General features: G+C 68.6%; 20 protein-coding genes and 1 tRNA gene. 6 read left to right on the forward strand and 15 right to left on the reverse strand.

Annotated features, from left to right (window positions below):
- Positions 1-10: 10 nt before the first annotated feature.
- Entirely contained in the window at positions 11-1,843 is a 1,833-nt protein-coding gene (locus AC1RAA_RS05170) for an extracellular solute-binding protein (RefSeq protein WP_354342079.1), read from the reverse strand.
- A gap of 37 nt (positions 1,844-1,880) precedes the next feature.
- Here AC1RAA_RS05170 and fabI point away from each other — a divergent pair, with 37 nt between their 5' ends.
- Together fabI and AC1RAA_RS05180 are read left to right on the forward strand one after the other, a co-directional pair.
- Entirely contained in the window at positions 1,881-2,663 is a 783-nt protein-coding gene (gene fabI, locus AC1RAA_RS05175; protein ID WP_095745393.1) for an enoyl-ACP reductase FabI, read from the forward strand.
- A 26-nt stretch (positions 2,664-2,689) separates the two neighbouring features.
- Positions 2,690-3,538: a DNA ligase gene (locus AC1RAA_RS05180; protein ID WP_492726922.1), complete on the forward strand. Its 849-nt coding sequence runs from the start codon at positions 2,690-2,692 to the stop codon at positions 3,536-3,538.
- 45 nt (positions 3,539-3,583) lie between these two features.
- On the opposite strand, the gene AC1RAA_RS05185 is transcribed toward AC1RAA_RS05180, so the two are convergent.
- Positions 3,584-5,881, reverse strand: a complete 2,298-nt coding sequence (locus tag AC1RAA_RS05185) for an arginine/lysine/ornithine decarboxylase (RefSeq protein ID WP_062479834.1) — start codon at positions 5,879-5,881, stop codon at positions 3,584-3,586.
- A 216-nt stretch (positions 5,882-6,097) separates the two neighbouring features.
- On the opposite strand from AC1RAA_RS05185, the gene AC1RAA_RS05190 reads away from it, so the two are divergent.
- From AC1RAA_RS05190 to AC1RAA_RS05200, 3 genes are all read left to right on the forward strand, one after another.
- Complete coding sequence (locus AC1RAA_RS05190; RefSeq protein ID WP_139701638.1) at positions 6,098-6,523, forward strand: NfeD family protein; 426 nt, start codon at positions 6,098-6,100, stop codon at positions 6,521-6,523.
- 58 nt (positions 6,524-6,581) lie between these two features.
- On the forward strand, positions 6,582-7,511 hold the full coding sequence (locus AC1RAA_RS05195) for an SPFH domain-containing protein (RefSeq protein ID WP_056580537.1): 930 nt from the start codon (positions 6,582-6,584) through the stop codon (positions 7,509-7,511).
- 35 nt (positions 7,512-7,546) lie between these two features.
- Positions 7,547-7,637, forward strand: a tRNA-Ser gene (locus tag AC1RAA_RS05200).
- A 115-nt stretch (positions 7,638-7,752) separates the two neighbouring features.
- On the opposite strand, the gene AC1RAA_RS05205 is transcribed toward AC1RAA_RS05200, so the two are convergent.
- From AC1RAA_RS05205 to AC1RAA_RS05265, 13 genes are all read right to left on the reverse strand, one after another.
- Entirely contained in the window at positions 7,753-8,496 is a 744-nt protein-coding gene (locus AC1RAA_RS05205) for a GntR family transcriptional regulator (protein ID WP_307588416.1), read from the reverse strand.
- Between the two features lie 58 nt (positions 8,497-8,554).
- A complete protein-coding gene (locus tag AC1RAA_RS05210; protein WP_159271731.1) occupies positions 8,555-9,316 on the reverse strand; it encodes an aspartate/glutamate racemase family protein in 762 nt (253 codons plus the stop codon).
- Positions 9,317-9,332: 16 nt separating this feature from the next.
- Positions 9,333-10,760, reverse strand: a complete 1,428-nt coding sequence (gene hydA, locus AC1RAA_RS05215) for a dihydropyrimidinase (RefSeq protein WP_492726925.1) — start codon at positions 10,758-10,760, stop codon at positions 9,333-9,335.
- 50 nt (positions 10,761-10,810) lie between these two features.
- Complete coding sequence (locus tag AC1RAA_RS05220; RefSeq protein ID WP_492726927.1) at positions 10,811-11,539, reverse strand: maleate cis-trans isomerase family protein; 729 nt, start codon at positions 11,537-11,539, stop codon at positions 10,811-10,813.
- Positions 11,540-11,564: 25 nt separating this feature from the next.
- Complete coding sequence (locus AC1RAA_RS05225; RefSeq protein WP_062482552.1) at positions 11,565-12,890, reverse strand: MFS transporter; 1,326 nt, start codon at positions 12,888-12,890, stop codon at positions 11,565-11,567.
- A gap of 218 nt (positions 12,891-13,108) precedes the next feature.
- Positions 13,109-14,335 carry a pyridoxal-phosphate-dependent aminotransferase family protein gene (locus AC1RAA_RS05230; RefSeq protein ID WP_492726931.1) on the reverse strand — a complete coding sequence of 409 codons (1,227 nt, stop codon included), beginning with the start codon at positions 14,333-14,335 and terminating at the stop codon, positions 13,109-13,111.
- A gap of 37 nt (positions 14,336-14,372) precedes the next feature.
- On the reverse strand, positions 14,373-15,143 hold the full coding sequence (locus AC1RAA_RS05235) for a fumarylacetoacetate hydrolase family protein (protein WP_492726934.1): 771 nt from the start codon (positions 15,141-15,143) through the stop codon (positions 14,373-14,375).
- Between the two features lie 33 nt (positions 15,144-15,176).
- Positions 15,177-15,971 (reverse strand): 2-keto-4-pentenoate hydratase, encoded by a 795-nt coding sequence (locus AC1RAA_RS05240; protein ID WP_492726936.1) that lies wholly within the window; start codon positions 15,969-15,971, stop codon positions 15,177-15,179.
- Positions 15,947-17,323: an amidase gene (locus tag AC1RAA_RS05245; protein WP_492726939.1), complete on the reverse strand. Its 1,377-nt coding sequence runs from the start codon at positions 17,321-17,323 to the stop codon at positions 15,947-15,949. Before AC1RAA_RS05245 ends, AC1RAA_RS05240 begins: the two co-directional genes overlap by 25 nt.
- A gap of 6 nt (positions 17,324-17,329) precedes the next feature.
- Entirely contained in the window at positions 17,330-18,370 is a 1,041-nt protein-coding gene (locus AC1RAA_RS05250; protein WP_354342090.1) for a TRAP transporter substrate-binding protein, read from the reverse strand.
- A gap of 55 nt (positions 18,371-18,425) precedes the next feature.
- Positions 18,426-19,733: a TRAP transporter large permease gene (locus AC1RAA_RS05255; RefSeq protein ID WP_095745403.1), complete on the reverse strand. Its 1,308-nt coding sequence runs from the start codon at positions 19,731-19,733 to the stop codon at positions 18,426-18,428.
- Complete coding sequence (locus AC1RAA_RS05260; RefSeq protein ID WP_492726943.1) at positions 19,730-20,389, reverse strand: TRAP transporter small permease subunit; 660 nt, start codon at positions 20,387-20,389, stop codon at positions 19,730-19,732. The genes AC1RAA_RS05255 and AC1RAA_RS05260 overlap by 4 nt, the downstream gene beginning before the upstream one ends.
- A 148-nt stretch (positions 20,390-20,537) precedes the next feature.
- Positions 20,538-21,365 carry an IclR family transcriptional regulator gene (locus AC1RAA_RS05265; RefSeq protein WP_159271724.1) on the reverse strand — a complete coding sequence of 276 codons (828 nt, stop codon included), beginning with the start codon at positions 21,363-21,365 and terminating at the stop codon, positions 20,538-20,540.
- 252 nt (positions 21,366-21,617) lie between these two features.
- Between AC1RAA_RS05265 and AC1RAA_RS05270 the strand changes: the two genes are divergently transcribed.
- Positions 21,618-24,647, forward strand: coding sequence for a hybrid sensor histidine kinase/response regulator (locus AC1RAA_RS05270; RefSeq protein WP_492726945.1), 3,030 nt, complete (start codon positions 21,618-21,620; stop codon positions 24,645-24,647).
- Positions 24,648-24,801 lie beyond the last annotated feature (154 nt).

The following is a 24,801-nucleotide window of genomic DNA, read 5'->3' on the forward strand; positions in this document are numbered from 1 at the left end:
TCTTGTTCTCTTACTTGGCGCTCGGCTCGATCCACCACATCGTCAGCATCGCCGACCCCGCCAGCAGGCGTTGCGGCAAGGGCGCGTCCGGGCGACGCAGCTTTCGCTTGTGGGCAATGAAATACTGCTTGCCGTAGTACATCGGGGTCATGTAGTGCTGGTGGAGCAAGTAGCGGTCCAGCAGCCGCGCGGCCGCCGCGAGCGAGGCGCGGTCGTGGCTGTTGACGATCACCTCGACGATCTCGTCGACCACCGGGTCGCTGATGCCGCTCAGGTTCTGGCTGCCCTTCTCGCTCGCCGATTTCGAGCCGAAGTCGTCGTACAGCTCGTTGCCCGGGCTCGACGAGCCACCGACGAGGCTGATGGCCATGTCGAAATCGAAGTCGTCCAGCTTCTTCTTCAGCAGGCTCGGGTCGCGCAGGCGGTAGTCGAGCCGGATGCCCAGCTTGCCGAGGTTGCGCGCATACGGCGCGAGCACCACGCCCGAGCTGCGGTCGGCGATGTCGATGGTGATCACGAACGGCGTGCCGGCCTTGTCGCGCAACGCACCGTCGCGGTAGGTCCAGCCGGCTTCCTTGAGCAGCTCCTGCGCCTTCACGAGGTTGCGCCGCAGGCCTTCGGCGGTGTCGCCGCTGCTGTCGGGGCGCGGCAACTCGCCCTTGGTGTTGTCGAGGTAGCGCTGCCGGGTCTTGAGCTTGTCGATCAGCGCCTGCTCCTCTGGGCTGACCTCGGGCTGGGCCATGAGGTCGTCGCTGTTCTGGAAGTAGCTCTGGGTGCGCCCGCGGCGGCCGTAGAACAGGTGGGCATTGAGCCAGTCGAAGTCGAAGGCCAGCGCCAGCGCCCTGCGCACGCGCATGTCGGCAAAGCGCGGCTGACGCAGGTTGGGCGCCAGGCCCTGCATGCCGGTGAAGCGGCGGTGCGCGATCTCTTCCTTGACCAGCTCGCCGGAGTCGAAGCGGCGGCCCTTGTAGCGGCGCACCCACGCGATGATCGAGCGCTCTTCCATCGCGTCGAGCGCGCCGGCCTTGAGCGACTCTTCCTCGCCGAGCGAGTCCTTGAAATACTGGTACGACACCGTGTCGTAGTTGAACATCCCCTTGCGCACCGGGAGGTTGGCGGCCCAGTAGTCGGGGCGCCGGCGGTAGGAGATGAACTTGCCGAAATCGACCCTGTCCACCGCGTACGGCCCGCTCGCGATCGGCGCCTCGGTCACGATCTGGTCGAAGGGCTTGCCCTTGCCCCAGGCGCTGGAGAACACCGGCAGCCCGCCGATGATCATGTGCAGCTCGGCGTTCTGGCGCACGAAGTCGAAGCGGATGGTGCGCTCGCCCGTCACCACGGCCTCCTTGATGTCGGCCCAGTACGAACGGAAGGTCGGCCCGGCCGCCTTGCTGCGCAGGGTGTCGAAGGAGTACTTCACGTCTTTCGCCAGCACCGGCGAGCCGTCGGAAAACCGCGCCTTGGGGTTCAGCCGGAAGGTGACGCTCAAGCGGTCGGGCGCCAGCTGGATGTCTTCGGCCAGCAGGCCGTACTGCGAGAAGGGCTCGTCCTCGCTCGGCGTGGTCAGCGAATCGAAGAGCAGGCCGTACTCGGAGAACACGAAGCCGTTGGCGCTGTAGCCCATGCCCACCGGGGGCACGCCGCGCAAGGTGAAGGGGTTGAGCTTGTCGAAGCTGCCGGCGGCCGACAGGGTCAGGTCGCCGCCCTTGGGCGCGTTGGGGTTCACGTAGTCGAAATGCGTGAACGACGCCGGGTACTTGGGCTCGTAACCCATGCCCAGCCCGTGCGCCGCCCACGAGGGCAGCGCCAGGAGCGCCAACATCCAGAGCAGCCAACCTCGCATGCGAGAATTCTGCCCAAGATTTTCACGAGGCAACTTCATGGGCTTTCTTTCCGGCAAGAAACTGTTGATCACCGGTGTGTTGAGCAATCGCTCCATTGCATATGGCATTGCCAAGGCCTGTCACGACCAGGGCGCGGAACTCGCCTTCAGTTATGTCGGCGAGCGATTCAAGGACCGTATCACCGAATATGCCGCAGACTTCGGCTCGAAACTGATTTTCGACTGCGACGTGGGCGACGATGCGCAGATCGACAAGCTCTTCACCGACCTCGCGCAGACCTGGCCCAAATTCGACGGCTTCGTGCACAGCATCGGCTTCGCCACGCGCGAATCGATCGCCGGCGACTTCCTGGAAGGCCTCTCGCGCGAAGGCTTCAAGATCGCGCACGACATCAGTGCGTACAGCTTCCCGGCCATGGCCAAGGCGGCCCTGCCCTACCTCAACGACAAGTCGGCCCTGCTCACGCTGACCTACCTGGGTGCCGAGCGCGCACTGCCCAACTACAACACCATGGGCTTGGCCAAGGCCTCGCTCGAGGCGTCGGTGCGCTACACCGCCGCCTCGCTCGGCCCGAAGGGCATGCGCGTGAACGGCATCAGCGCCGGCCCCATCAAGACGCTCGCCGCCAGCGGCATCAAGAGCTTCAGCAAGATCCTCACGGCCGTGGCCGACGCCTCGCCGATCCGCCGCAACGTGACCATCGAGGAAGTCGGCAACGTGGCCGCCTTCCTGCTGAGCGACCTGGCCAGCGGCGTGACCGCCGAGATCACCTACGTGGACGGCGGCTTCAGCAACGTGGTCGGAGGCATGGCGGAGTAATTTCCCGGCTCCCAGCGCCTGCCACCGTGTTGAATCGACGCTCCCTCCTCCTGCTTGCGGGACTGGGCGCAGCCCTTTCGGGTCGCGCCGCGTTCGCGCGCGCCGCCGCGCCTGCCCTGATGCTGGCCGAGGTGTACCGCCCCGGCATGTCGCTCGCGGGCTACTGGGTCAGCGAGAAGTTCGACGGCGTGCGCGGCTACTGGGACGGCCAGAAGCTCTGGACCCGTGGCGGCGAACCCGTCGTGGCGCCGGCCTGGTTCACGGCCTCGCTGCCCAAGCAGCCGCTCGACGGCGAACTGTGGGCGGGACGTGGCCGCTTCAACCACACGATGTCCACCGTGCGCAGCCAGACGCCCAGCGACACCGCCTGGCACGAGATCCGTTTCATGGTGTTCGACCTGCCCGCCCAGGGCGGCGACTTCAACACCCGCCTCGCGGCGCTGCGCAAGCTGCTGCCGATCACCGACGCGCCCTGGGTGGTGGCCGTGCCGCAGCAGCCCGCCACCACGCACGAGGACCTGCAGGCGCTGCTCGACAAGACCGTGAAGATGGGCGGCGAGGGCCTGATGCTGCACCGGGGCGCGTCGATGTACCGCGGCGAGCGCAACAACGACCTGCTCAAGGTCAAGCCCTTCGAGGACGCCGAGGCCCGCGTGGTCGCGCACCTGCCCGGCAAGGGCAAGCACCACGGCCGGCTCGGCGCGTTGATGGTCGAGATGCCCGACGGCCAGCGCTTCCGGCTCGGCACCGGCCTGACCGACGCCGAGCGCGACCAGCCGCCGCCGATCGGCAGCCTGGTGACCTACCGCTACAACGGCACGCACCCGAGCGGGTTACCGAAGTTCGCCCGCTTCATGCGCGTGCGCGAAGGCTAGCCCCGCCTTCGCAGACCGTGCCCCTCACCGGGGCACGCTCCTCTCTCAGCTTGCCTGACGCACGCAGTCCGCGTAGTACCGCTTCTTGCCCGTCTCGTCGATGCGCGCCACCAGGCCGTGGATGTCGGTCTCGAAACCCGGGCACTGCAGGTTGAACTCGCGCGAGAACTTGAGGTAATCGACGATCTTCTTGTTGAACACCTCGCCCGGGATCAGCAGCGGAATGCCCGGCGGGTACGGCGTGATCAGGCTGGTGGTGATGCGGCCTTCGAGCTCGTCGATCTCCACGCGCTCGGTCTTGCGGTGAGCGATGTGGGCGAAGGCGTCGCTGGGCTTCATGGCCGGCGTCAGGTCGCTCAGGTACATCTCGGTCGTGAGGCGCGCCACGTCGTAGCGCGCGTACAGCTGGTGGATGTGCTGGCACAGGTCGCGCAGGCCCAGGCGCTCGTAGCCCGGGTGCTGCTGGCAGAACTCGGGCAGGATGCGCCACATCGGCTGGTTGCGCGCGTAGTCGTCCTTGAACTGCTGCAGCGCCGTGAGCAGCGTGTTCCAGCGGCCCTTGGTGATGCCGATGGTGAACATGATGAAGAAGCTATAGAGGCCCGTCTTCTCCACGATCACGCCGTGCTCGGCGAGGAACTTGGTCACCACGCTGGCGGGGATGCCGGTCTCGGCAAAGTTGCCTTCCAGGTCCAGGCCCGGCGTCACGATGGTCGACTTGATCGGGTCGAGCATGTTGAAGCCATCGGCCAGCTCGCCGAAGCCGTGCCAGTTGCGCGGCGACTTCTTGCTCTTGGGCTTGCCGTTCTTCTCGCCGTGCATGATCCAGTCTTCGGCGCGGCCGATGCCCTCGTCGACGAGCTTCTCGGGGCCCCAGACCTTGAACCACCACTCGTCCTTGCCGAACTCTTCCTCGACCTTGCGCATGGCGCGGCGGAAGTCCAGCGCTTCGAGGATGCTCTCTTCCACCAGCGCGGTGCCGCCGGGCGGCTCCATCATGGCGGCGGCCACGTCGCAGCTCGCGATGATCGCGTACTGCGGGCTGGTCGACGAGTGCATCAGGTAGGCCTCGTTGAAGAGGTCGCGGTCCAGCGCGCGGTTCTGCGAGTCCTGCACCAGCACGTGGCTGGCCTGGCTGATGCCGGCCAGCAGCTTGTGCGTCGACTGCGTGGCGAACACCAGCGACTCCTTCGGGCGCACGCGGCGCTTGCCCATCGCGTGATACGCACCGTAGAACGGGTGGAAGGCGGCGTGCGGCAGCCAGGCCTCGTCGAAGTGCAGCGTGTCGACGTAGCCGTCGAGCATGTTCTTGATGGTCTCGGTGTTGTAGATCACGCCGTCGTAGGTCGACTGCGTGAGCGTCATCACGCGCGGCTTGACCTTGTTCGGATCGACGTCGGCGAGCAGCGGGTTGGCCTTGATCTTGGCCTTGATGGCGCTCTGCTCGAACTCGCTCTTCGGAATCGGGCCGATGATGCCGAAGTGGTTGCGCGTGGGCTTCATGAACACCGGAATCGCGCCGGTCATGATGATCGCGTGCAGGATCGACTTGTGGCAGTTGCGGTCGACCACCACCACGTCGTCGGGCGCCACCGTGTGGTGCCACACCATCTTGTTGCTGGTGCTGGTGCCGTTGGTCACGAAGAAGCAGTGGTCGGCATTGAAGATGCGCGCCGCATTGCGCTCGCTGGCCGCCACCGGGCCGGTGTGGTCGAGCAGCTGGCCCAGTTCTTCCACCGCGTTGCAGACGTCGGCGCGCAGCATGTTCTCGCCGAAGAACTGGTGGAACATCTGGCCCACAGGGCTCTTCAGGAACGCCACGCCGCCCGAGTGGCCCGGGCAGTGCCACGAGTACGAACCGTCTTCGGCGTAGTCGATCAGCGCCTTGAAGAACGGCGGCTGCACGCCTTCCAGGTAGCTCTTGGCCTCGCGGATGATGTGGCGCGCCACGAATTCGGGGGTGTCCTCGAACATGTGGATGAAGCCGTGCAGCTCGCGCAGGATGTCGTTCGGGATGTGGCGCGAGGTCTTGGTCTCGCCGTAGATGTAGATCGGCACGTCGGCGTTCTTGCGACGCACCTCGCCGATGAAGCTGCGCAGGCTCAGCACGGCCGGGTCGAGGTCGGGGCCGACCGAGAACTCTTCGTCGTCGATCGACAGGATGAAGGCGCTGGCGCGGCTTTGCTGCTGCGCGAACTGGCTCAGGTCGCCGTAGCTCGTGACGCCCAGCACCTCGAAGCCCTCGCTTTCGAAGGCCTGCGCGAGCGCGCGGATGCCGAGGCCCGAAGTGTTTTCGGAGCGGAAGTCCTCGTCGATGATGACGATGGGAAAGCGAAATTTCATGAGCGGGGCTCCGGACAGGCAGTCAGACAGGCAATGAGCGAGGCGCGAAGTGTACGGAATTCGGATGACGGATTGCGTCGGGCGCCTGCAAGCCCCGTGGGGTGCGCCGGCCGGGACGGCCCCGGCGGGCGCCATATCCCTACGCGACACAGGCGCATGGCGCGCCATGCCGCAGAATGGCGAAGGTCCAAGTAACAAAAGAAGAGAGGAGTTGCCATGGGAAATCCCACCTTCTGGTGGTTGATCGCCGGCGCGGCCATCGTGGCCGAGTTGTTGTCCGGCACGGTGTACCTGCTGCTGCTGGCCGCCGGCTTCGCCGCCGCAGCCATCGCCGCCCACCTGGGCTTCAGCCTCGTCACGCAACTGCTGGTGGCCGCCGTGGTCGGCGTGGGCGCGGTCGTGACCTGGTACCTGATCCGCCGCAACCGCCCTGCCGAGCCCTCCAGCGAGGCCAACCGCGATCTCAACCTGGACATCGGCGAGAGCGTGTACGTCGATGCCTGGAACCTCGACGGCACCGCCACCGTGCGCTACCGCGGCTCGCAATGGACCGTCGTGCTGCGCGCGGGCCATGCGCCCTCCACCGGCGAACACCGCGTGGTCGAGGTGGTCGGCAGCCGCCTAGTGGTCGACAAGATCTAGCAGATCTAACAGTTCAATCGGTCAGTCAGAAAAACGCATTCGAAAAGGAAGCAACACCATGGAATTTTCAGTTCCTCTCATCATCCTGGTCATCGCGATCATCTTCATCAGCCAGTCGGTCAAGTTCGTGCCGCAGCAGAACGCGTGGGTGCGCGAACGCCTGGGCAAATACCACGGCACCATGACGCCCGGCCCGAACTTCCTGATCCCGTTCATCGACCGCGTGGCCTACAAGCACAGCCTGAAGGAAATCCCGCTCGACGTGCCCAGCCAGATCTGCATCACGCGCGACAACACGCAGCTGCAGGTCGACGGCATCCTGTACTTCCAGGTGACCGACCCGATGCGCGCCAGCTACGGCTCGTCGAACTACATCGTGGCCGTGACCCAGCTGGCACAGACCTCGCTGCGCAGCGTGATCGGCAAGCTCGAGCTCGACAAGACTTTTGAGGAGCGCGACGTGATCAACGCCCAGGTCGTGGCCGCCATCGACGAAGCCGCGCTCAACTGGGGCGTGAAGGTGCTGCGCTACGAAATCAAGGACCTGACGCCGCCCAAGGAAATCCTCTTGGCCATGCAGGCGCAGATCACCGCCGAACGCGGCAAGCGCGCGCTCATCGCCGCCTCGGAAGGCCGTCGCCAGGAACAGATCAACATCGCCACCGGCGAACGCGAAGCCTTCATTGCCCGCTCCGAGGGCGAGAAGCAGGCTCAGATCAACAACGCGCAAGGTGAAGCCGCTGCCATCACGGCCGTGGCCACCGCCACGGCAGACGCCATCGAGCGCGTGGCCGCGGCCATCCGCCAGCCGGGCGGCGAACAGGCCGTGCAGCTGAAGGTGGCCGAGCGCGCCGTCGATGCCTACGGCAAGGTGGCCGCCGACTCGAAGACCACGCTCATCGTGCCGAGCAACATGACCGAGACGGCCGCGCTGATCTCGTCGGCCATGCGCATGATCCAAACCGGGAAAAGCGCCGGCCCGAACTGAAACGGCTGAAAACCCGCGCTACAATCGTGGGCTCAGGAGCGGTGGATGAGCGGTTTAAGTCGCACGCCTGGAAAGCGTGTGAGGGTTAATAGCCCTCCGCGGGTTCGAATCCCGCCTGCTCCGCCAAAACGATGCCCCAGTAGCTGCCAAGCTGCTGGGGCTTTTTGTTTGTTGGGCGCCCGCAATGGGTTTGCCTGTGCCTTGCGGACATCGGGCATGCCGTTGCCCGACCTCCTCCGGTTCAGCTGAACACGCTTTCGAGATCGACCTCTTCCGCGCTGTCGTCCAGCTTCAGGCTCTGCTCGATGTGGTCGAGGTGATGCAGCATCAGCTTCTCGGCGCGTGCGGCGTCGCCGCGGTTCACGGCGGCGACGATCTCCTCGTGCTCGTCGGCGCGGCAGCTGGTGGCCGTGGGGGCGTCGTACAGCGAGATGATCAGGCAGGTCAGCACCGACAGCTCGCGCATCGAACGCGCCAGCGCCGAGTTGCCGGCCAGCTCGGCCAGCAGCACATGGAACTCGCCCGACAGCCGCACGATGGCACGCTTGTCGTCGCGGCGCCGTGCATCGGCCTCGAGCTCGATGTGGCGTTGCAGGCGCTCCCGCTTGGCGTCGTCGAGCGTGCGGATGAGGCGGCGCAGCACGCCGGGCTCGATGAGGCGGCGCGCCTCGAACACGTCCTGCGCCTGCTCGATGGTGGGCTTGGCGACGAAGGCGCCGCGCTGCGGCACCAGCTCGACGATCTGCTCGTGCGCCAGCCGGGCCAGCACCTCGCGCACCTTGGCGCGGCTGGTCGCGAAGATCGTGGCCAGCCGGTCTTCGCCCAGCTTCGTGCCCGGCGCGAGACGGTGTTCCAGGATGGCGGCCGATATCTTCTCGGCGATCTCGTCGACGCTGTGTTCGCGGGCGTTGGGGGCACCGGTCGTGCCGGTGGCGCCAGTCGCGCCGTTCGCGCTGGTCTTGCGGGCTGGGGCTTTGGTGGGCATCGGCGCCGATTCTATCGACGCCCCCTCGAGGCTGCAGAGCGTCACGGGGCCCGCGACCTCAGCCTGGCGCGCGGGCGCCGTCGCGTGCCAGAAGCCGCGCCAGCGCCTCGGGCAGCCCGTGGTTCGGCTTGATCGGCGGCGGCGCAAAGCTGCCCAGGCGCGCCGGCGCGGGCGCCAGCGACACGAGCGTCTGCGCATGGCACACGGCGCTCGACACGCCGTCGACCACGGGCACCGGAATGCGGTCCTTGATGGAGCGCGCCAGGCCCGCCAGCGGCGCGCCGGCAATGATGATCACGTCCGCGCCGTCGTCCTCGATGGCCGACATGCACAGGGCCTCCAGCCGCTGGCCGTGGTCATCCTGCACATGGCCGATGTCCTTGAGAGGACCGTCCAGGCTGCGGATGCTCGCCAGCCGGTCGATGAGGCCATTGGCCTGCACGCACTCTCGGTACCACGCCGTGATGCGGCGCGAGATCGCGACGATCGAGAAGCGCTTGCCCAGCAGGCACGCGCTCATGAGCGCGGCTTCGGTGAGGCCGACCACGGGGATATCGAGCGCCTCGCGCAGGCCGTCGATGCCGGGGTCGCCGAAGGCCGCGACCACGATGGCGTCGTGCCGCGTGTGGTGCTCGGCCGCGAGCGTGGCGGCCGCGTAGGCGCCGATCAGCGATTCGAAGCGGGTCTCGATGTAGGCCACGCCGAAGGGCGCCGTGAGCACCTCGATGTGCGTGTCGCTCGCGGCCGCACGCCGGGCCTCGGCCGCGATCAGGTCGGAGACGCTTTGCGAGGTGTTGGGGTTGATGAGCAGCAGGTTCATGGCGGTGGCTCCAGGTTCAGGCGGGTCGGCGGCTGGGCAGCAAGGTGGGCTCGCCCCGGCGCAGGAATTCTCCGCGTCCGGCGCGCGGATGGAAGCATTCGCCGTCCCACACGACCTCGCCGCGCGCCAGTGTCAGCGCCGGCCAGGCCTTCACCTCGATGCCCTCGTAGGGCGTGTAGTCGACGTCGTGGTGCAGGTCGGCATTGCGGATGGCGCGCGGCGTGGTGCCCCAGACCACGAGGTCGGCATCGGCACCGACGGCGATCGTGCCCTTGCGCGGGTGCAGCCCGTAGGCCTTGGCGGGGTTGGTGGACGTCAGCTCGACGAACTTGTTGATGGTGATGCGCCCGTCGAGCACGCCGTGCGAGAACAACAGCGGCAGCCGCGTCTCGATACCGGGAATGCCGTTCGGGATGTGGCGGAACGCCACCTCTTCGCCGCCGGGCTTCTTGCCCTCGGGCGCGTCGTAGCGGAACGGCGCATGGTCCGACGAGAAGATCGTGAACAGCCCGTCGGACAGCCCGTTCCAGATCACCTGCTGGTTCTCGCGATTGCGCGGCGGCGGGCTGCAGACGCACCGCGCGCCCTGGTAGCTGTCGTCGATGCCCAGGTCTTCAGCGGTCAGGAACAGGTACTGCGGGCAGGTTTCGGCGAACACGCTCAGGCCGTGCGCGCGCGCCCAGCGGATCTGCTCGACGGCTTCGCGCCCCGACACGTGCACGATCATGATCGGCACGTCGACCAGCTCCGACAGCGCGATGGCGCGGTGCGTCGCCTCGCGCTCGACCAGCATCGGCCGCGAATGCGCATGAAAGCGCGGCGCGGTGCGCCCGCTGGCTTCGAGCCGCTTGGTCAGCCACTCGATGCAGTCGGCGTTCTCGGCATGGATCATGGCCATCGCGCCCTGCTCTCTCGCCACCGACAGCACGTCGAGGATCTGGCCGTCGTCCAGCTTCAGATCGTCGTAGGTCATGTAGATCTTGAACGAGGTGTAGCCCTCGGCGATGAGCTGCGGCAGCTCGTGCTTGAGCACCTCCTCGGTCGGGTCGCTCACGATCAGGTGGAAGGCGTGGTCGACGTGGGCGCGGCCCTCGGCGCGCTGGTGGTAGTCCTGCACGGCGGCGCGCAGCGACTGGCCCTTCTGCTGCGCGGCGAACGGAATCACGGTGGTCGTGCCGCCGCAGGCCGCGGCGCGGGTGCCCGAGCCGAAGTCGTCGGCCATGCGCACGGGCGGCTCCATCGGCTGGTCGAGGTGGCAGTGGGCGTCGACGCCGCCCGGCGTCACGTAGCGGCCGGCGGCGTCGATCTCCTGCCGGCCGGGCGGCAGGCCGAGGCCGAGCTGCACGATGCGGCCGCCGGCGATGCCGATGTCCGAATCGAAGGTGTCGCTGGCGGTGGCAACGCGGGCGTTGCGCACCACGAGATCGAGGTCGCGGAAGGTCATGGTCTTTCTTTGCTTTTCTGTCTGTCTGTGTCGGGGACGGTGGCGAACGCTCAGGCGTTCGCGTCGAACAGCCGGCCCCAGCCCTTCACAGCGCCCGGCGCGACGCCGACCGTCTTCAGCGCGCGCCAGACCACGGTGGCCACCGAGTCGTAGATCGGGATGCCGAGCTCGTGCTCCATCTCTTCGACGAGCTGCGCGCCGCTAAGGTTGGTGCACATGATGGTGATGGCGTCGGGGCGCTGCTGCGCCACTTCGCGCAGCATGCGGCGCAGCGTGTCGGGCTCGACCTCGCTGAACGAGAAGTTCACCGTGAGGTCCAGGTGGCGCTCGGCCACGCAGTCGATGCCGATGCCCGCGTAGTTGGCGACGATGCGCCGCTGCACGTCCTCGACGTACGGCGACACCAGCCCCAGCGTGCGCGCGCCCTGCGCGGCCAGCAGTTCGTTGAGCGCCAGCACCGAGGTGGTCGCCGGGATGCCGGTGGCCTCGGTGATGCGCGCGCACAGCGCCTGGTCTTTCTCGAAGCCGAGCCAGCTGGCCGAGGTGCCGCTCCAGCAGATGGTGTCGACGCGCGCGTCGGCCAGCAGCCGCGCGGCTTCGAGGATCTTGCTGTCGTCGAACTGGTTCAGCGACGCGTCGCGCATCGAGATCTCGGTGACGGTGAAGCGCGAGAAGTGCGCCGAGACGCCGGGCACGGCCGCGACCATCGCGCTGGTCAGCGGCTCGAGCGCGGTGTTCGAGGAAGGCGTGAGCACGCCGATGAGTTTGCGAGAGGTCATGGGATGGAAGTCGGGGTGGTTGGCATCAGACCGGCAGCTTCTTGCTGTAGTCGATCAGCATCGTCGAGCAGACGAAGAGGCCCGCACCGGCTGCGGTGAACAGCATGAGCGCCATGAAGTACGAGCCCGTGGCCTGCACGATCAGGCCGACCACGATCGGCACGCCGATGCCCGCCACGTTGCCGCCCAGGTTCATCGTGCCGCCCAGGAAGCCGACCCGGGCACGCGTGCCGAGGATCGACGGCACGCACCAGAACAGGCCGCACCAGCGCAGGAAGAACAGCGTGACCGACAGCAGCACCACCACGGCGACCGGGTCGGTGATCCGCGTCACCATGAAGATGGCGATGGTCGCGATGATCGACGAGATGCCGAACAGCGTGCGCAGCACCTTGCTCTGCGACGCGCCGGCCGCCATCCATTTGTCGGCCAGCCAGCCGCCGAACATTTCGCCGACGAAGCCCGAGAAGAACATGATGAACACCGCGCCGCCCATCTGCTTGATGTCGAAGCCGTGCACCTTCGACAGGTAGTTGGGCATCCAGGTGAGCAGGCCGTAGAACAGCGCGTTGAAGCACATCCAGCCGAAGAACATGCCCCACACCGAGCGGTAGCGGAAGAAGTCGAGCACGCGCCCGCTCGCATTGGCCGATTCCTTGGCGGCATCGGCGGCATGACTGGCCTCGATGTAGCGCGCCTCGGCTTCGTTCACGTCGGGATGCTGGCGCGGATGGTTGCGGATGTAGCGCCAGGCGAAGTAGCCGGCGATGACGGTGCCGACACCGGCGATCACGAAGGCCAGGCGCCACGAGCCGAGCACGGCGATCAGCGCCGAGATCAGGATCGCGCCCAGCGCCGCGCCTAGGGGGGCACCGCCGTCGAGCAAGGTGGCGCCGCGCCCGCGTTCGGTCTGCGTCATCCAGATGCCGTTGAGCTTGCCGCCCGCCGGGTAGATCGGCGCCTCGGCCGCGCCCAGGCCCAGCCGCGTGAGCAGCAGGGGCACCCAGCCGGTGCAGGCCGCGGCGATGGCCTGGAAGAAGCCCCAGCCCACGGTGGCGCCGGCAATGACGACGCGCGGGCCGAAGCGGTCGGCCAGCATGCCGCCCGGAATCTGCATCAGCGCATAGGTCCAGAAGAAGGAGCTGAGCAGCAGGCCCTGCACGGCCGGGCCGATGTCGAATTCCTTGGCGATCAGCGGCATGGCCACCGAGAGCGAGGCCCGGTCGATGTAGTTGATCGAGATCAGGAACAACATCATCAGGAAGATCTTCCAGCGCACCTTGGTGGGCTGGAGGGCGGCGTCGGGTGCTGCGGCGGTCGCCTTGGCGCCGTCCGTCATGGTGTTTTGCATCGGTTTGTCTCCTTGCAGTGGCACGGATGCCAGCTTGCAAGGAAACGACCCGGCACGCTGGCGAACTTTGCAGTCGCGGGTCGGGCTGGTCCGGTCCAGTGCACCACCGAGGCTGTGGAGCGGAATTTAGGCTTTGTCGAAATCAACGTCAACATCAATGTTGACAATATTGTTGACGATAATGGCAAACACCTAGACCGCAGCCCCTTCCCGAGGGATCACGCGGCGTCGACGGCCGGTGTTTGCGCAAAGTACGCCATGGCCGCCAGCACCCCGCTGCCGGCCACCGGCACGCCGGCCAGCTTGAAACCCATCTCGATGCCGGTCAATGCGGCCATCAGCGTGAGGTCGTTGCAGTCGCCCAGGTGCCCGATGCGGAACATGCGGCCCCGCAGCTTGCCCAGCCCCGCACCCAGCGAGAGGTCGAAGCGCTGGTGGATGAGGCGGCGCAGGGCGTCGGCATCGACGCCCTGCGGCGTGATGACGCCGGTCAGCACGGGCGAGTGCACGCGCTCGTCGGCGCACTGCGTCGGCAGGCCCCAGGCCTGTACGGCGGCGCGCACGCCCCGGCCCCAGCGCTGGTGGCGCGCGAAGATCACGGGCAGGCCCTGTTCGAGCACCATGTCCAGCGCCTCGCTGAGGCCGTACAGCAGGTTCGTGCTCGGCGTGTAGGGCCAGTAGCCGCCCTGGTTCATTTCGATGATCTCGTCCCAGGCCCAGAAGGCCTTGGGCAGGCGCGCCGTCTTCGCCACCTCGAGCGCCTTGGGCGACACGGCGTTGAAGCTGATGCCCGGCGGCAGCATGAGGCCCTTCTGCGAGCCGCTGACGGTGACGTCCACCCCCCACTCGTCGTGCCGGTAGTCGGCGCTCGCCAGGCCCGAGATGGTGTCGACCATCAGCAGCGCCGGATGGCCCGCTGCATCGATCGCGCGGCGCACCGCGGCGATGTCGGAGGTGACGCCGGTTGAGGTCTCGTTGTGCACCACGCACACGGCCTTGATGTGGTGTGTGGTGTCCTGGCGCAGGCGCTGCTCGATGAGGTCGGCCTGCACGCCGTGGCGCCAGCTGCGCGGCAGGCCGGTCTCGTCGGTGCCTTCGAGCGCGAGGAACTCGGGCTCCAGACCGAGCCGGCGCGCCATCTTCTGCCACAGCGTCGCGAAGTGGCCGGTCTCGAACATCAGCACGTGGTCGCCCGGGCTCATCACGTTGACCAGCGCCGCTTCCCAGGCGCCGGTGCCCGACGCGGGATAGACGACGACCGGGTGCCGGGTCTGGAACACCTGCTGCAGCCCGCCAATGACCTTCTTGCCCAGCGTGGCGAACTCGGGCCCGCGGTGGTCGATGGTCGGCAGGCTGATGGCCCGCAGGATGCGGTCGGGCACGGGGCTGGGGCCCGGGATCTGCAGGAAGTGGCGGCCGCTGGGGTGGTTGTCGAGCGCGATCATGGGGGTTGTCTCCGTTCTGGATGGGTTGTGGAAATTGCTAGAGCTGCACCGACGCGTGGCCGATGCCCGGGAATTCGGCGGTGACGAGGTCGCCCTCGCCCGCTTCGAGAATGCCGACCCAGGTGCCGGTCGTGACCACGGTGCCGGCCGCGACGGTCTCGCCATGGCGCGTGGCATGGCGCAGCCACGCGGGCAGCAGCCAGGCGGGATCGCCGAGCGAATGCGTGCCGCGGCGCACCACGCTCGCCCGCGCGCCGATGTGCACCTCGCAGGCCTGTGCGGCCCAGTCGCGGACGACGAACGGCACCCACTCGCCGAGCACCAGCGCGCCGTGCGATTGCAGGTCGGCCAGCTTGCACAGCGCGGGCGCGTCGAGGGCCTCCTGCCAGCGGGAATCGACGATCTCGATGGAGACCGTCATGGCGTCGACCAGGGCGCGTGCGCTGTCCGCGTCGAGCTTCGATGCCGACGCCGCATCGACGTCGCGCCCGAGCCGCAACGCGATCTCGGCCTCAATGCCGCGGAGGTGAAACGGCCAGTCGCCGGCCGTGGCCGGGCTGGTCCACACGCCGCGCGGCGGCAGCGGCGCATGCGTCAGCACGGCATCGCGTGACGGGCCGCCGGCCTTCCAGTACCGGGGCGACGCCGCACCGAACCAGCCGAGCGCCTGCGCCACCTGCTGCTGCACGGCGTAGGCCTCGTCGGCCTGCGCGAGCCCTCCGGCCACCTCTGCCGCCGGGCACGCGAGGCGCGCGCCGCGCGCACGCACCAGCGCCTGCGCCACCGCGTCGATCGTTGAATGGGACATATCGGGTTCCTCCAGTGATCCCAGGAAAGACATTCAGAAGCGCGCGTGCAACGGCGCGAGCCCCTTCACTTCCGCCCGTACGGCCGTGCCCTGCGAGGCGAACAACATGCCGGTGCACGAACCGGTCGTCACGACCTGGCCGGCCCGCAGGCCTTCGCCCCGGGCCGCGCCTTCGTTGGCCAGCCACACGAGCAGCGCGCCGACATCGGGGTGCGTGTGCTCCCCGACCGTGTGGGCGACGACCTGCGCGTCGAAATGCATCACGACCTCGGTCTGTGCCAGGTCGAGCCATGCGCGCTCGAAGGGCGCGGGCTCGCCGAGCACCAGGCCGCCGTGGCACAGCAGGTCGGCCAGCAGCGCCGAGGGGCTGGCGTCGAGCCAGTCGATCAGGCGGGTTTCGGCCACCTCGATCACGGGCAGCACTTCTGCGATGGCATCGGCGACCTCGTCGCGGGTGTAGTGCAACCCACGCGGCGGCAGGTCGGCGCCAAGGCGGAACGCGAGCTCGGCCTCGACGCCGCGCAGATGCCATGCGCCGCCGACCAGCGACGCGCCGCCGGGCACCAGCCCCTCGGCCGGCAGCGGCGCGCACACGGGCTCGCGGCCCGGCGCGCTCGCGCCGACCTTCCAGCCGCCGACCGCACCGAGCGCCGCCAGCGTCGCGTCCTGGATCGCGTAGGCGGCGGGCCGGTCGTGCGACGGCAGCAGCGCCGACATCACGCGCCGCCCGTCGCGCCGCGCGCGGCACAACGCCTGCGCGGCCTCGGCCGGCGCGAGCTGCGCCGCCACGGCCTCGGCCGGCGTCACAACGCGGGGAAGCGCCGCCACGGATGGGCCTGTTCGAACGAACGCGCGAGCGCGAGCAAGGCGTCGTCCGCCCCTTCGCGCGCCACGAGCTGCACGCCGACCGGCAGGGCTCCCGCAAAGCCGCAGGGCAGCGCGATGGCGGGCAGGCCCACGGCGTTCGCGAAGCCGGCGAACACCGCGTGGCCGCGCGGGCCGACCTCGCGCCCGTCGATGCGCGTGGGATGCGTCTCGCCGGCGGGCCAGGGCAACGCGGCGGCGGCGGGCGTGAGCAGGAAGTCGTAGCGGTCGAACAGCTGCGCCAGCGTGTTGCGCAGCCGCTCGGCTTCGTACAGCAGCTCGAACAGCTCGCTCGCGCTGGCCTTGCGGCCGTTCTCGGCGTTCGCCTGCATCGCGGGGCCGAACAGCGATGCGTCGAAGGGCCGGCTCGACAGCTCCTGCGGATGCGCCACCAGCCAGGCCAGGCCGACCTGCGCCAGCAGCGGCCAGCGCTGGTTGACCGCCTCGGCGATGCCGAAGTCCTGCGCCGTCGTCACCTCGTGGCCGAGTTCGGCCATGTGGCGCGCGGCGGCTTCAGTGAGCGCCGCGATCTGCGGATCGACCGGGTGATCGCCGAAGCGCGGAATGAAGAGGATGCGCGCGCGTCGCGGGCCCGCGCCCTCCTCCACCGGCCGGTCGCCGATCACCTGCATCACCGCCGCCACGTCGGCCACGCTGCGCGCGATCGGGCCTGCGACTTCGAAGCCCAGGAAGATCGGCGGCAGCCCGTCGCCGCGCGGCACGCGGGCGCGCGAAGGCTTGAAGCCGACGAGGTTGGTGTGCGAGGCCGGCCGGCGAATGGAGCCGCCGCCGTCGGTGCCCAGCGCAATGGGGCAGCCGCCCGCGGCCACCAGCGCCACCGCGCCGCCCGAGGAACCGCCGGGCGTGAGCGCCGGGTCCCACGGGTTGCCGGTGGGGCCGAACACCGGGTTGTCGGTGTAGCCCTGCATCGTGAACTCGGGCACGTTGGTCTTGCCGAAGATCACGGCGCCGGCTTCGCGCAGCCTGGCCACCGGCAGCTCGTCGCGCTCGGCCACGACGCCGACCAGCGCACGGCTGCCCCAGTGCGTGGGCAGGCCGCGCACCTGCAGGTTGTCCTTGATGGTGACGGGCACGCCGTCGAGCGCGCCCAGCGCCCGGCCGCTGCGCCAGCGCGCGGTGCTCTGCTCGGCCGCGTGCGTAGCGCCTTCGCTGTCGAGCGTGATGAGCGCGTTCAGCCGCGGGTTGACCTCGGCGCTGCGCTGCAGGCAGGCATGCAGCGCGTCGGTCGGGGTGAACGACGCATCGCGAAAGCCTGCGGCGAGCTCGGTCGCGGTGAGTTGCCAGAGCGATGGCATACCGGGCTACTTGAGACCGACCACCGGGCCGACGACCTGCTTCCAGGTGGCCGAGCACTTGTCGTAGGACTTGTCGCAGAGTTCGCTCCAGATCGGCAGCGACACCGTGGTCAGCGCGTCGCGGATCATCTGCTGGTCGCCCGGCTTCACCGGCACGTCCTTCATCGCGAATTTCTTGACGGTCTTGCACGGCTCCTTGCCGACATTGCAGCGCGAGGCGTCGTCGAACAGTTCCTTCGAGTAGCCCCACACCTCGGTCTCGAACTTGCGGAAGGCGTCGGTGAGCTTCACTTTCTGGTCGGCGCTCAGTGCGTTCCACTTCTGCAGGTTGATCGCGTACGCATTGAGCGCGATCTGGAAGCCGATCGGCATGAAGTGCGTGGTGACCTCGGGCCAGCCCGCCGAGTTGGCCGAGCTCGGGCCGGTGATGGCGCAGTCGGTCACGCCGCGCTCCAGCGCCTGCTGCGTCTCGCCGAAGGGAATGGTTACCGGGATGCCGCCGAGCTTCTCGATGAACTTGGCGAGCGACTGGTCGTACACGCGCACCTTCTTGCCCTTCAGGTCGGCCAGGCCGCCGATCGCCACCTTGCAGAACACCACCTGCGGGCCGAAGGGATAGATGCCCAGCAGCTTGCCGCCGTGGCGCTCCTGCAGCCGCTTGTCGAAGGCCTCGCGGTAGGCATCGACCACCTTGCGTGCCACCTCGTAGTCGGTCGACAGGCCCACGATGTCGGGGCCCAGGAAGAAGGGCTCGTCGCGCGACACCTGCGCCAGGCGCAGGGTGACGATGTCGAACAGGCCCGACTTCAGCACGCGCAGGCCGTCGGCGTCTTTCACGCCCAGCACGTCCATCGGCTTGTAGTCGGCGTCGATGGGCAGGCCCGTGTTCTTCGCGAAGTTCTCGAAGAAGGGCTGCTCCTTGGTCTGCTGGATCAGCCCGGTGGCCACCAGGTTGCCGGCCACGCGCAGGCGGGCGTTGTCCGCATGCGCCGGCAGCGCCAGCGCGAGGGTGGCCGCGATCAGCGGGAGAACGAATTTCAGTTGCATGCCTGACTCCTTGAAAGGTTGAAAGGTGGTTCGAGAGCGGGAGGAAAAAGTGCCGTCACTTGCCGAACAGCAGGTTCGGCAGGTAGGTCGCGATCCAGGGGTTGTGGATCAGGATCGCGGTCATCACGACCATGGCGACGAAGAAGGGCAAGGTGCCCTGGAACACGTCGTTGATCGAGCCTTCGCCGCGCACGCCCTGGATCACGTACAGCGTCATGCCGATCGGCGGGCTGATCAGCGAGATCTCGCACATCAGCACCATGAAGACGCCGAAGAACACCGGGTCGATGCCCGCGGCCTGCACGATGGGGAACACCACCGGCAGCGTGCCGACCAGCATCGGCATCGTCTCCAGCGCGATGCCGAGCACCAGGTACAGCGCCGCCAGCATCCACAGCAGCATGATGGGCGACACGTCGGCCGACTTGATGAGGCTGGCCAGCGCCTGCGGCACGCCCAGCATCGAGAGCACGAAGTTCAGGTACAGCGCCGCCACGAGGATGAGCGCCGTCATCGCTGTGAGCCGCATGGTCGAGCGGAAGCACTCGTGCAGCATCGAAACGTTCAGCTTGCGGTAGCCCGCCGCGATGGGCAGGCAGACGATCACGCCCAGCGCCGCGCTTTCGGTGACGGTGGCCCAGCCCGTGTAGATGCCGCCCATCACCACCGCGAACACGGCCAGCGGGCCCAGCAGGTGCACCGAGTGGCGCAGCTTCTCCGCGAGTGCGGTGCGGCCTTCGCGAACGCCCGCCACCGACGGCCGCCACACGCAGATCGCCAGGATCGTGAGCAGGAACAGCACCGTCATGATCGCGCCGGGCAGGATGCCGGCCATGTACAGCCGCGCTGCCGAGGTGTTGGTCATCGAGCCGTAGATGATGAAAGCCACCCCGGGCGGAATCAGGTTGCCCAGGCTGGCGCCGGCGGCGATGGTGCCCAGCACCATGCGCTGGTCGTAGTTGCGGTTCTTGAAGGCGGGCAGCGCAACCGTCGAGATGGTGGCCGCGGTGGCCACCGACGAGCCCGACACCGCGGAGAACAGCGCCGATGCACCGATGTTGGTGTGCAGCAGCCCGCCCGGCATGCGGTTGAGCCACTGGCCCAGCGACTGGTACATCTTGTCGGTGGCACCGCCGCGCATCAGGATCTCGCCCAGCAGGATGTACAGCGGGATCGACAGCAGCAGGTAGTCTTCGCCGGCGGCCCAGAGCTGCTCGCCGACGGCGTTGATGGCGGGCATGCCGAAGTGGATCAGCGACCCGAGCAGGCCGACGACCAGCATCGTGGTCGCGACATGGAAGCCCAGGAACATCAGGCCCAGCATGATGGCCAGGCCGGCCAGGATTTCGAGCGGCCCGATCACGAGGCGACTCCGGTGGCGTTGGTGACGCTGGCGGCGGCGGCATGCGCGGTCGACGCCTGCGCCGGGGCCTTGATCTGGACCTCGGTCTCGGCCTCGATCTCTTCCTCGAGCGTCTGCGGACCGAAGCGCTCGTTGAGCTCGCCCGTGCGGCGCCGCACGAACAGGCGCAGCGCATCGAAGGCCGCCCAGGCCGCGACCAGCGCGAACATCAGGTAGCCGCCGAGCCAGATCGATTGCGGAATCCACATCGGCGTGGCGAGCGGCGTGGCGGCCGTGCTTTGCAGCTCGATGCTCTCGACCACGACGTTGTAGCCGCGCCAGAGACACAGCACCGCCAGCGCCGCGAGGCTCACCATCGCGAGCATGTTGAGCAGCGCGCGCGTGCCGACCGAGAAGCGCGACAGTAGGAAGTCGACCCGCGTGTGGCTGCGCGTGATCAGCGTGTAGGCGAAGCCGAAGGCGCCGACGATGCCGTAGGTGTAGGAGCCGATCTCGTCGATGCCCTGCAGGCTGAACGAGAACACCTTGCGGCCGAGCATTTCGACGCAGGTCATGACGGACAGCGCGATCAGCCACCAGCCGCAGGCGATCACGGTCCAGTCGCAAACCCGCGCCAGCGTTCGGCTGATGCCGTGCTGTGGAAGCAATGTTTTCATGGTTTTGTGCAAGGAGGTGCGGTTGAAGGGCAAGCCATTGGAGCGCGCGCCGCACGCGCGCAGCGGACTATCCCGCTGCGCGGGACGGTCGAAAAAACGGCTTAGGAATCAAGCACTTGGCGCGCTGCGCCAGTGGAATGCACGCGCCTCAGCGGGCGCGTCCGCCGTAGGCGGCGGTGATCTCGTCGGCGGCGGCGCGCACGGTGGCGCCCAGGTGCGGGAAGTCGGTGCTCTTGATGCGCTGCGTCGGGCCGACCAGCGAGATCGCCCCGAAGGGCTGGCCGTGCTCGTCGCGGATGGCGGCGGCAATGCAGCGCAGGCCGACGGCGTTCTGCTCGTCGTCGATCGCATGGCCCGCGCGGCGCACTTCGCCCAGCGTTTCGTGCAGCCGCGAGGCGCGCGCGATCGTGTTGTTCGTGAGCTTGGGCAGGCCGTAGGTGCGCAGGTACTGCAGCACGTCGTCTTCCGACATCGCCGCCAGGATCGCCTGCCCCATCGCGGTGCCATGCAGCGGCGCACGGAAGCCCGGCTTGCCGATGGCACGCATGAGTTCGCGGCTCTCCACCTGCGTGACGAACACGATGTCGCCCAGGTCGGCGATGCCCAGGTTGATGCTCTCGCCGGTGCTGTCGCGCAGCCGGCGCATCACCGGCAGCGCCAGGTGCGCGATGCGCCGGCGGCGCCCGAAGGCCGCGCCCACCGAGAAGCAGCGCACGCCCACGTACCAGAGGTTGGTCTCGCGATCGAACTGCACGAAGCGCCGCTGCTCGAGCGTGGTGAGCAGCCGGTGCGCGGTGGACGACGACAGGCCCGTGTGCGCCGCGATGTCGACCAGCCGGAAGCCTTCGTCGTCCTCCGCGAGGAGTTCGAGCAGCTGCATGGCGCGCGTGAGCGACTGCACGGTGCTGTCGTTGTCGCGGTCGATGCGGGTGACCTTGGGGGCCTTGGCGGAGGTGCGCGGCGAGCTGGCTGTCATGGCGTGCCTTGTGCAAATTGCGTGCCATCCGGCCTGCCCGTCCGGCACGCGATCTGGCCGCCGATGGTCTGCGACAAACGATCTGTCAACCACGGTGTTTGCACCAATGTCGACATTTCTTGATACAGCGATCACCCGATGCGCCCCGCAGGCGTGCATCACGCTCGCCCCCGCGGTGCGCCCGCGCGCGCGGCGGTGCCCTACCATCGCGGGCATCTTCTTCCTGCCCGCTCCGATCACCCGGATGCCATGATGCCCAGCGATCTCCCGCGTTTCTTCGGCTTCGGCGCTTCGCGCGCCACCCCACGCGGTGTGATCAGCCTGCTGAACCGCTACCAGCGCGCGCTGCTGTACGTGGGCGGCGCCGTCACCTCGCTCGTGCTGCTGGCCGCCACCGGCGTGATGCTCTCGTCGCAGGTGCGCGACTACGTCGCCGAGCGGCAGGCCGAGTTCAATGCGCGCAAGGCGCTGCTTCACCTCGAACTCTTCGTGCGCCAGGGCTCGGCGCGGATCAACATCTTTCACGAGGAAGGCGCCTGGGAACGGCGCGCACGCGCGCCGCAGTCGCTGGTCGACGCCTTCGCCGCGCACGACGGCCGGCTGGTGCTGCCCAGCAACAAGGACTTCCCGCCGATGCTGCTGCTGGGCGACCTCTCGGCGCAGCGCCCGGCCGACAGCTTCGCGCAGTACCTCGGGCTGGCCGAAGAGGTCGGCTACCGCTCGGCGGCCTACACGAAGACGCTGACGCTGCACTCCAGCTACTTCTACGCGCCCGACCTGCGCTTCCTGGCCGTGGTGCCGGCCCCCGCCGCGGCCGACCTGTTCGAACGCCACGGCGCGCGCACAACCGAAGACCTGCTCCAGCGCATCGCGCCGCCCGAGCTCGGCGACCTGAGCGACCCAGCCGTCGTCGCCCGCCTGCGCGACAGCGGCACGGCCGTGTGGCTGCCGCCGGCCGTGAGCCCCTTCACCGGCGAGACGGTGCTGCGGCTGGCGCAGCCCGGCTTCCACGACGGCAAGCCCTTCGTCGTGCTGGTGAACGACTACCCGCTGGACATCATCACAGCGCACCTGTCGAACGAGCGCCACGACGAGGCCTCGATGTTCGTGGACCCGTCGGGCCGGGTGATCGCCGAGACGCACGGCCCCAGCGGCACCGAGGGCCTGCAGGCGCGCGCGCTGCAGCTCTCGCAGCCGTCGCTGGCCGCGAACGGCGCCACGCTGCAGTACCGCGATGGCCTCTTCACGCTGCGTGCTCCGATCGCCGACGCCAACTGGACCTACCTCTACGCCTTTTCGTGGCGCACCATCGCGTCCGAGCTGGGCCTGCGGCTGGCGCTCTATGCGGGCGCCATGCTGCTGCTCATCGCCTTCGTCTGGGCCGCGCTGCTCCTGCTCGACCGCAAGGTGTTCCGGCCCGGCTATGCGCGCTCCCAGCGCATCGTGGAGAGCGAGAACCTCAACCGCACCATGGTCGCGACCACGCCCTCGGGCCTGGCGCTGCTGCGCTACCCCTCGGGTGAGGTGCTGCTGCAGAACCAGGTGATGCAGGCCTGCACCGACAACGCGCGCCCCGAAGATCCGCCGCTGCCGCAGCGCCTGCTGCGCCTGTACGACGACGCCCCCGGCGCTCCCGAATGGCTGCCCGACCTGGAACTGCCCGTGACGCTGGCCGGCGGCGAGATCACCGAGCTGCTCGTGAGCGTGGTGCGCACCAAGTACCAGGGCAGCGACGTGCTGCTGTGCAACTTCTCCGACATCACGACGCGCAAGAACGCCGAGCGTGCACTGGAAAGCGCGCGCGAGGCCGCGCACCAGGCCAACCATGCGAAGTCGGCCTTCCTGGCCATGATGAGCCACGAGATCCGCACGCCGCTGAACGCGATCATGGGCAACCTCGAGCTGCTGCAGCGCTCGCCGCTGTCGGCCGCGCAGAACGAGCGTCTCGGCGCCGTGACGTCGTCGTCGACCGCGCTGCTGGGCATCATCAACGACATCCTCGACTTCTCGAAGATCGAGTCAGACCAGATGCGGCTGGAGTCGATCCGCTTCGACCTCGCGGACACAGCGCGGCAGGTGATCGCGGTCTTCACGCCGCTGGCGCAGGCCAAGCGCCTGGCGCTCGATTGCGTGATCGACGACGCCCTCGCCCCGCACCACCTCGGCGACCCGACGCGCCTGCGCCAGCTGCTCATGAACCTGCTGAGCAACGCGATCAAGTTCACCGACACCGGCGACGTGCTGCTCGAGGTCTACCTGAAGGACGATGCCGACCCTGCCTCGCCAGTGGTGATCGGCGTGAGCGACACCGGCATCGGCATGACGGCGGCGCAGCAGAAGGCGCTGTTCGAGCCCTTCACGCAGGCCGACAGCAGCATCGCGCGCCGCTTCGGCGGCACCGGCCTGGGGCTGGCGCTGTGCCGCCGGCTGGCCGGGCTCATGGGCGGCGACATCCAGGTGGTGAGTTCGCCAGGCAAGGGGAGCACCTTCCTGGTCACGCTGCCGCTGCCGGCCGCGCCCGCCCTGCCCCCGCGCGCACCCGCACCGCCGGCCACCGGCGCCGGCACCGCCGCGCCGACGGCGCACATCCTCGTGGTGGACGACCATCCGGCCAACCGCGAGCTGGTGAAGATGCAACTCGAGGCGCTGGGCTACACCTCCGACCAGGCCTCGGGCGGCCTGCAGGCGCTCGACCTGTTCGCCCGGCGGCGGCACGACCTCATCATCACCGACATCAACATGCCCGGCATGGACGGCTACACGCTGGCACGCGCGCTGCGCGCACAGGGCTCGCGCGTGCCCATCGTGGCGCTCACGGCCGACGTCGCGGTGCGCGAACGCGAGCGCTGCGAATCGGCGGGCATCGACACCGCGCTGATCAAGCCCATCCTGCTCGACACGCTCGAACGCACGGTGCGCCAGCTGACCCTGCGCGACCCCAACGCCGCGCCATCGGCCGGCGCCCGGCGGCAGGACATCGCGCAGGGCACCCTGCCCGCGTCGGTGCACCAGCCGCTCGTGCAGTCCCTGGCCGACACCGCGGCGGCCATCCGCGCGGCGCTGGACGCCGGCGACAGCGCCGCGCTCGGCGCCGGGCTGCATTCGCTGCGCGGCGCCTTCGCACTGATCCACGAAGCCGGGCTCGCCGCCGACTGCGTCGCCATGGAAACGCAGCTGCGCGACGCCGACCTGCCCGCGCTGGCGCAGGCCTTCGAACGCTTCGAACCGGCGGCGCGCGCCGCGCTCGCACGCCGGGCGCCCGAGGGCGCGGCCGCGGCCTGAAGCCGCCCGGGTCCGAACCCGTTTTCGGACCCGATCCGATCCGCCAACGCCCCCGGTCCTAGCCTCGGGCACCCCGCGTCTTACAAATTAGGACGGGTCCTATGCATTGGCGGCCCGCTATCGGATCAGGCCGCTTAACGCAGGACCGACGCCC

It is taken from the genome of Variovorax sp. GW823-FHT04F07 (assembly GCF_058795995.1).

What these genes read in the sequence shown, in the direction of transcription:
- hydA (WP_492726925.1), bottom strand. Translation starts at nt 10,760, where the DNA reads ATGACCTTCCGCGACCTCGATCTCGTGGTGCGCAACGCCCGCGTTGCC.
- AC1RAA_RS05205 (WP_307588416.1), bottom strand. Translation starts at nt 8,496, where the DNA reads ATGCCCACCAAAGCCCCAGCCCGCAAGACCAGCGCGAACGGCGCGACT.
- AC1RAA_RS05210 (WP_159271731.1), bottom strand. Translation starts at nt 9,316, where the DNA reads ATGAACCTGCTGCTCATCAACCCCAACACCTCGCAAAGCGTCTCCGAC.
- AC1RAA_RS05225 (WP_062482552.1), bottom strand. Translation starts at nt 12,890, where the DNA reads ATGCAAAACACCATGACGGACGGCGCCAAGGCGACCGCCGCAGCACCC.
- AC1RAA_RS05170 (WP_354342079.1), bottom strand. Translation starts at nt 1,843, where the DNA reads ATGCGAGGTTGGCTGCTCTGGATGTTGGCGCTCCTGGCGCTGCCCTCG.
- AC1RAA_RS05250 (WP_354342090.1), bottom strand. Translation starts at nt 18,370, where the DNA reads ATGCAACTGAAATTCGTTCTCCCGCTGATCGCGGCCACCCTCGCGCTG.
- AC1RAA_RS05220 (WP_492726927.1), bottom strand. Translation starts at nt 11,539, where the DNA reads ATGACCTCTCGCAAACTCATCGGCGTGCTCACGCCTTCCTCGAACACC.
- AC1RAA_RS05265 (WP_159271724.1), bottom strand. Translation starts at nt 21,365, where the DNA reads ATGACAGCCAGCTCGCCGCGCACCTCCGCCAAGGCCCCCAAGGTCACC.
- AC1RAA_RS05230 (WP_492726931.1), bottom strand. Translation starts at nt 14,335, where the DNA reads ATGATCGCGCTCGACAACCACCCCAGCGGCCGCCACTTCCTGCAGATC.
- AC1RAA_RS05245 (WP_492726939.1), bottom strand. Translation starts at nt 17,323, where the DNA reads ATGCCATCGCTCTGGCAACTCACCGCGACCGAGCTCGCCGCAGGCTTT.
- AC1RAA_RS05270 (WP_492726945.1), top strand. Translation starts at nt 21,618, where the DNA reads ATGCCCAGCGATCTCCCGCGTTTCTTCGGCTTCGGCGCTTCGCGCGCC.
- AC1RAA_RS05190 (WP_139701638.1), top strand. Translation starts at nt 6,098, where the DNA reads ATGGGAAATCCCACCTTCTGGTGGTTGATCGCCGGCGCGGCCATCGTG.
- AC1RAA_RS05260 (WP_492726943.1), bottom strand. Translation starts at nt 20,389, where the DNA reads ATGAAAACATTGCTTCCACAGCACGGCATCAGCCGAACGCTGGCGCGG.
- AC1RAA_RS05235 (WP_492726934.1), bottom strand. Translation starts at nt 15,143, where the DNA reads ATGTCCCATTCAACGATCGACGCGGTGGCGCAGGCGCTGGTGCGTGCG.
- AC1RAA_RS05195 (WP_056580537.1), top strand. Translation starts at nt 6,582, where the DNA reads ATGGAATTTTCAGTTCCTCTCATCATCCTGGTCATCGCGATCATCTTC.
- fabI (WP_095745393.1), top strand. Translation starts at nt 1,881, where the DNA reads ATGGGCTTTCTTTCCGGCAAGAAACTGTTGATCACCGGTGTGTTGAGC.
- AC1RAA_RS05185 (WP_062479834.1), bottom strand. Translation starts at nt 5,881, where the DNA reads ATGAAATTTCGCTTTCCCATCGTCATCATCGACGAGGACTTCCGCTCC.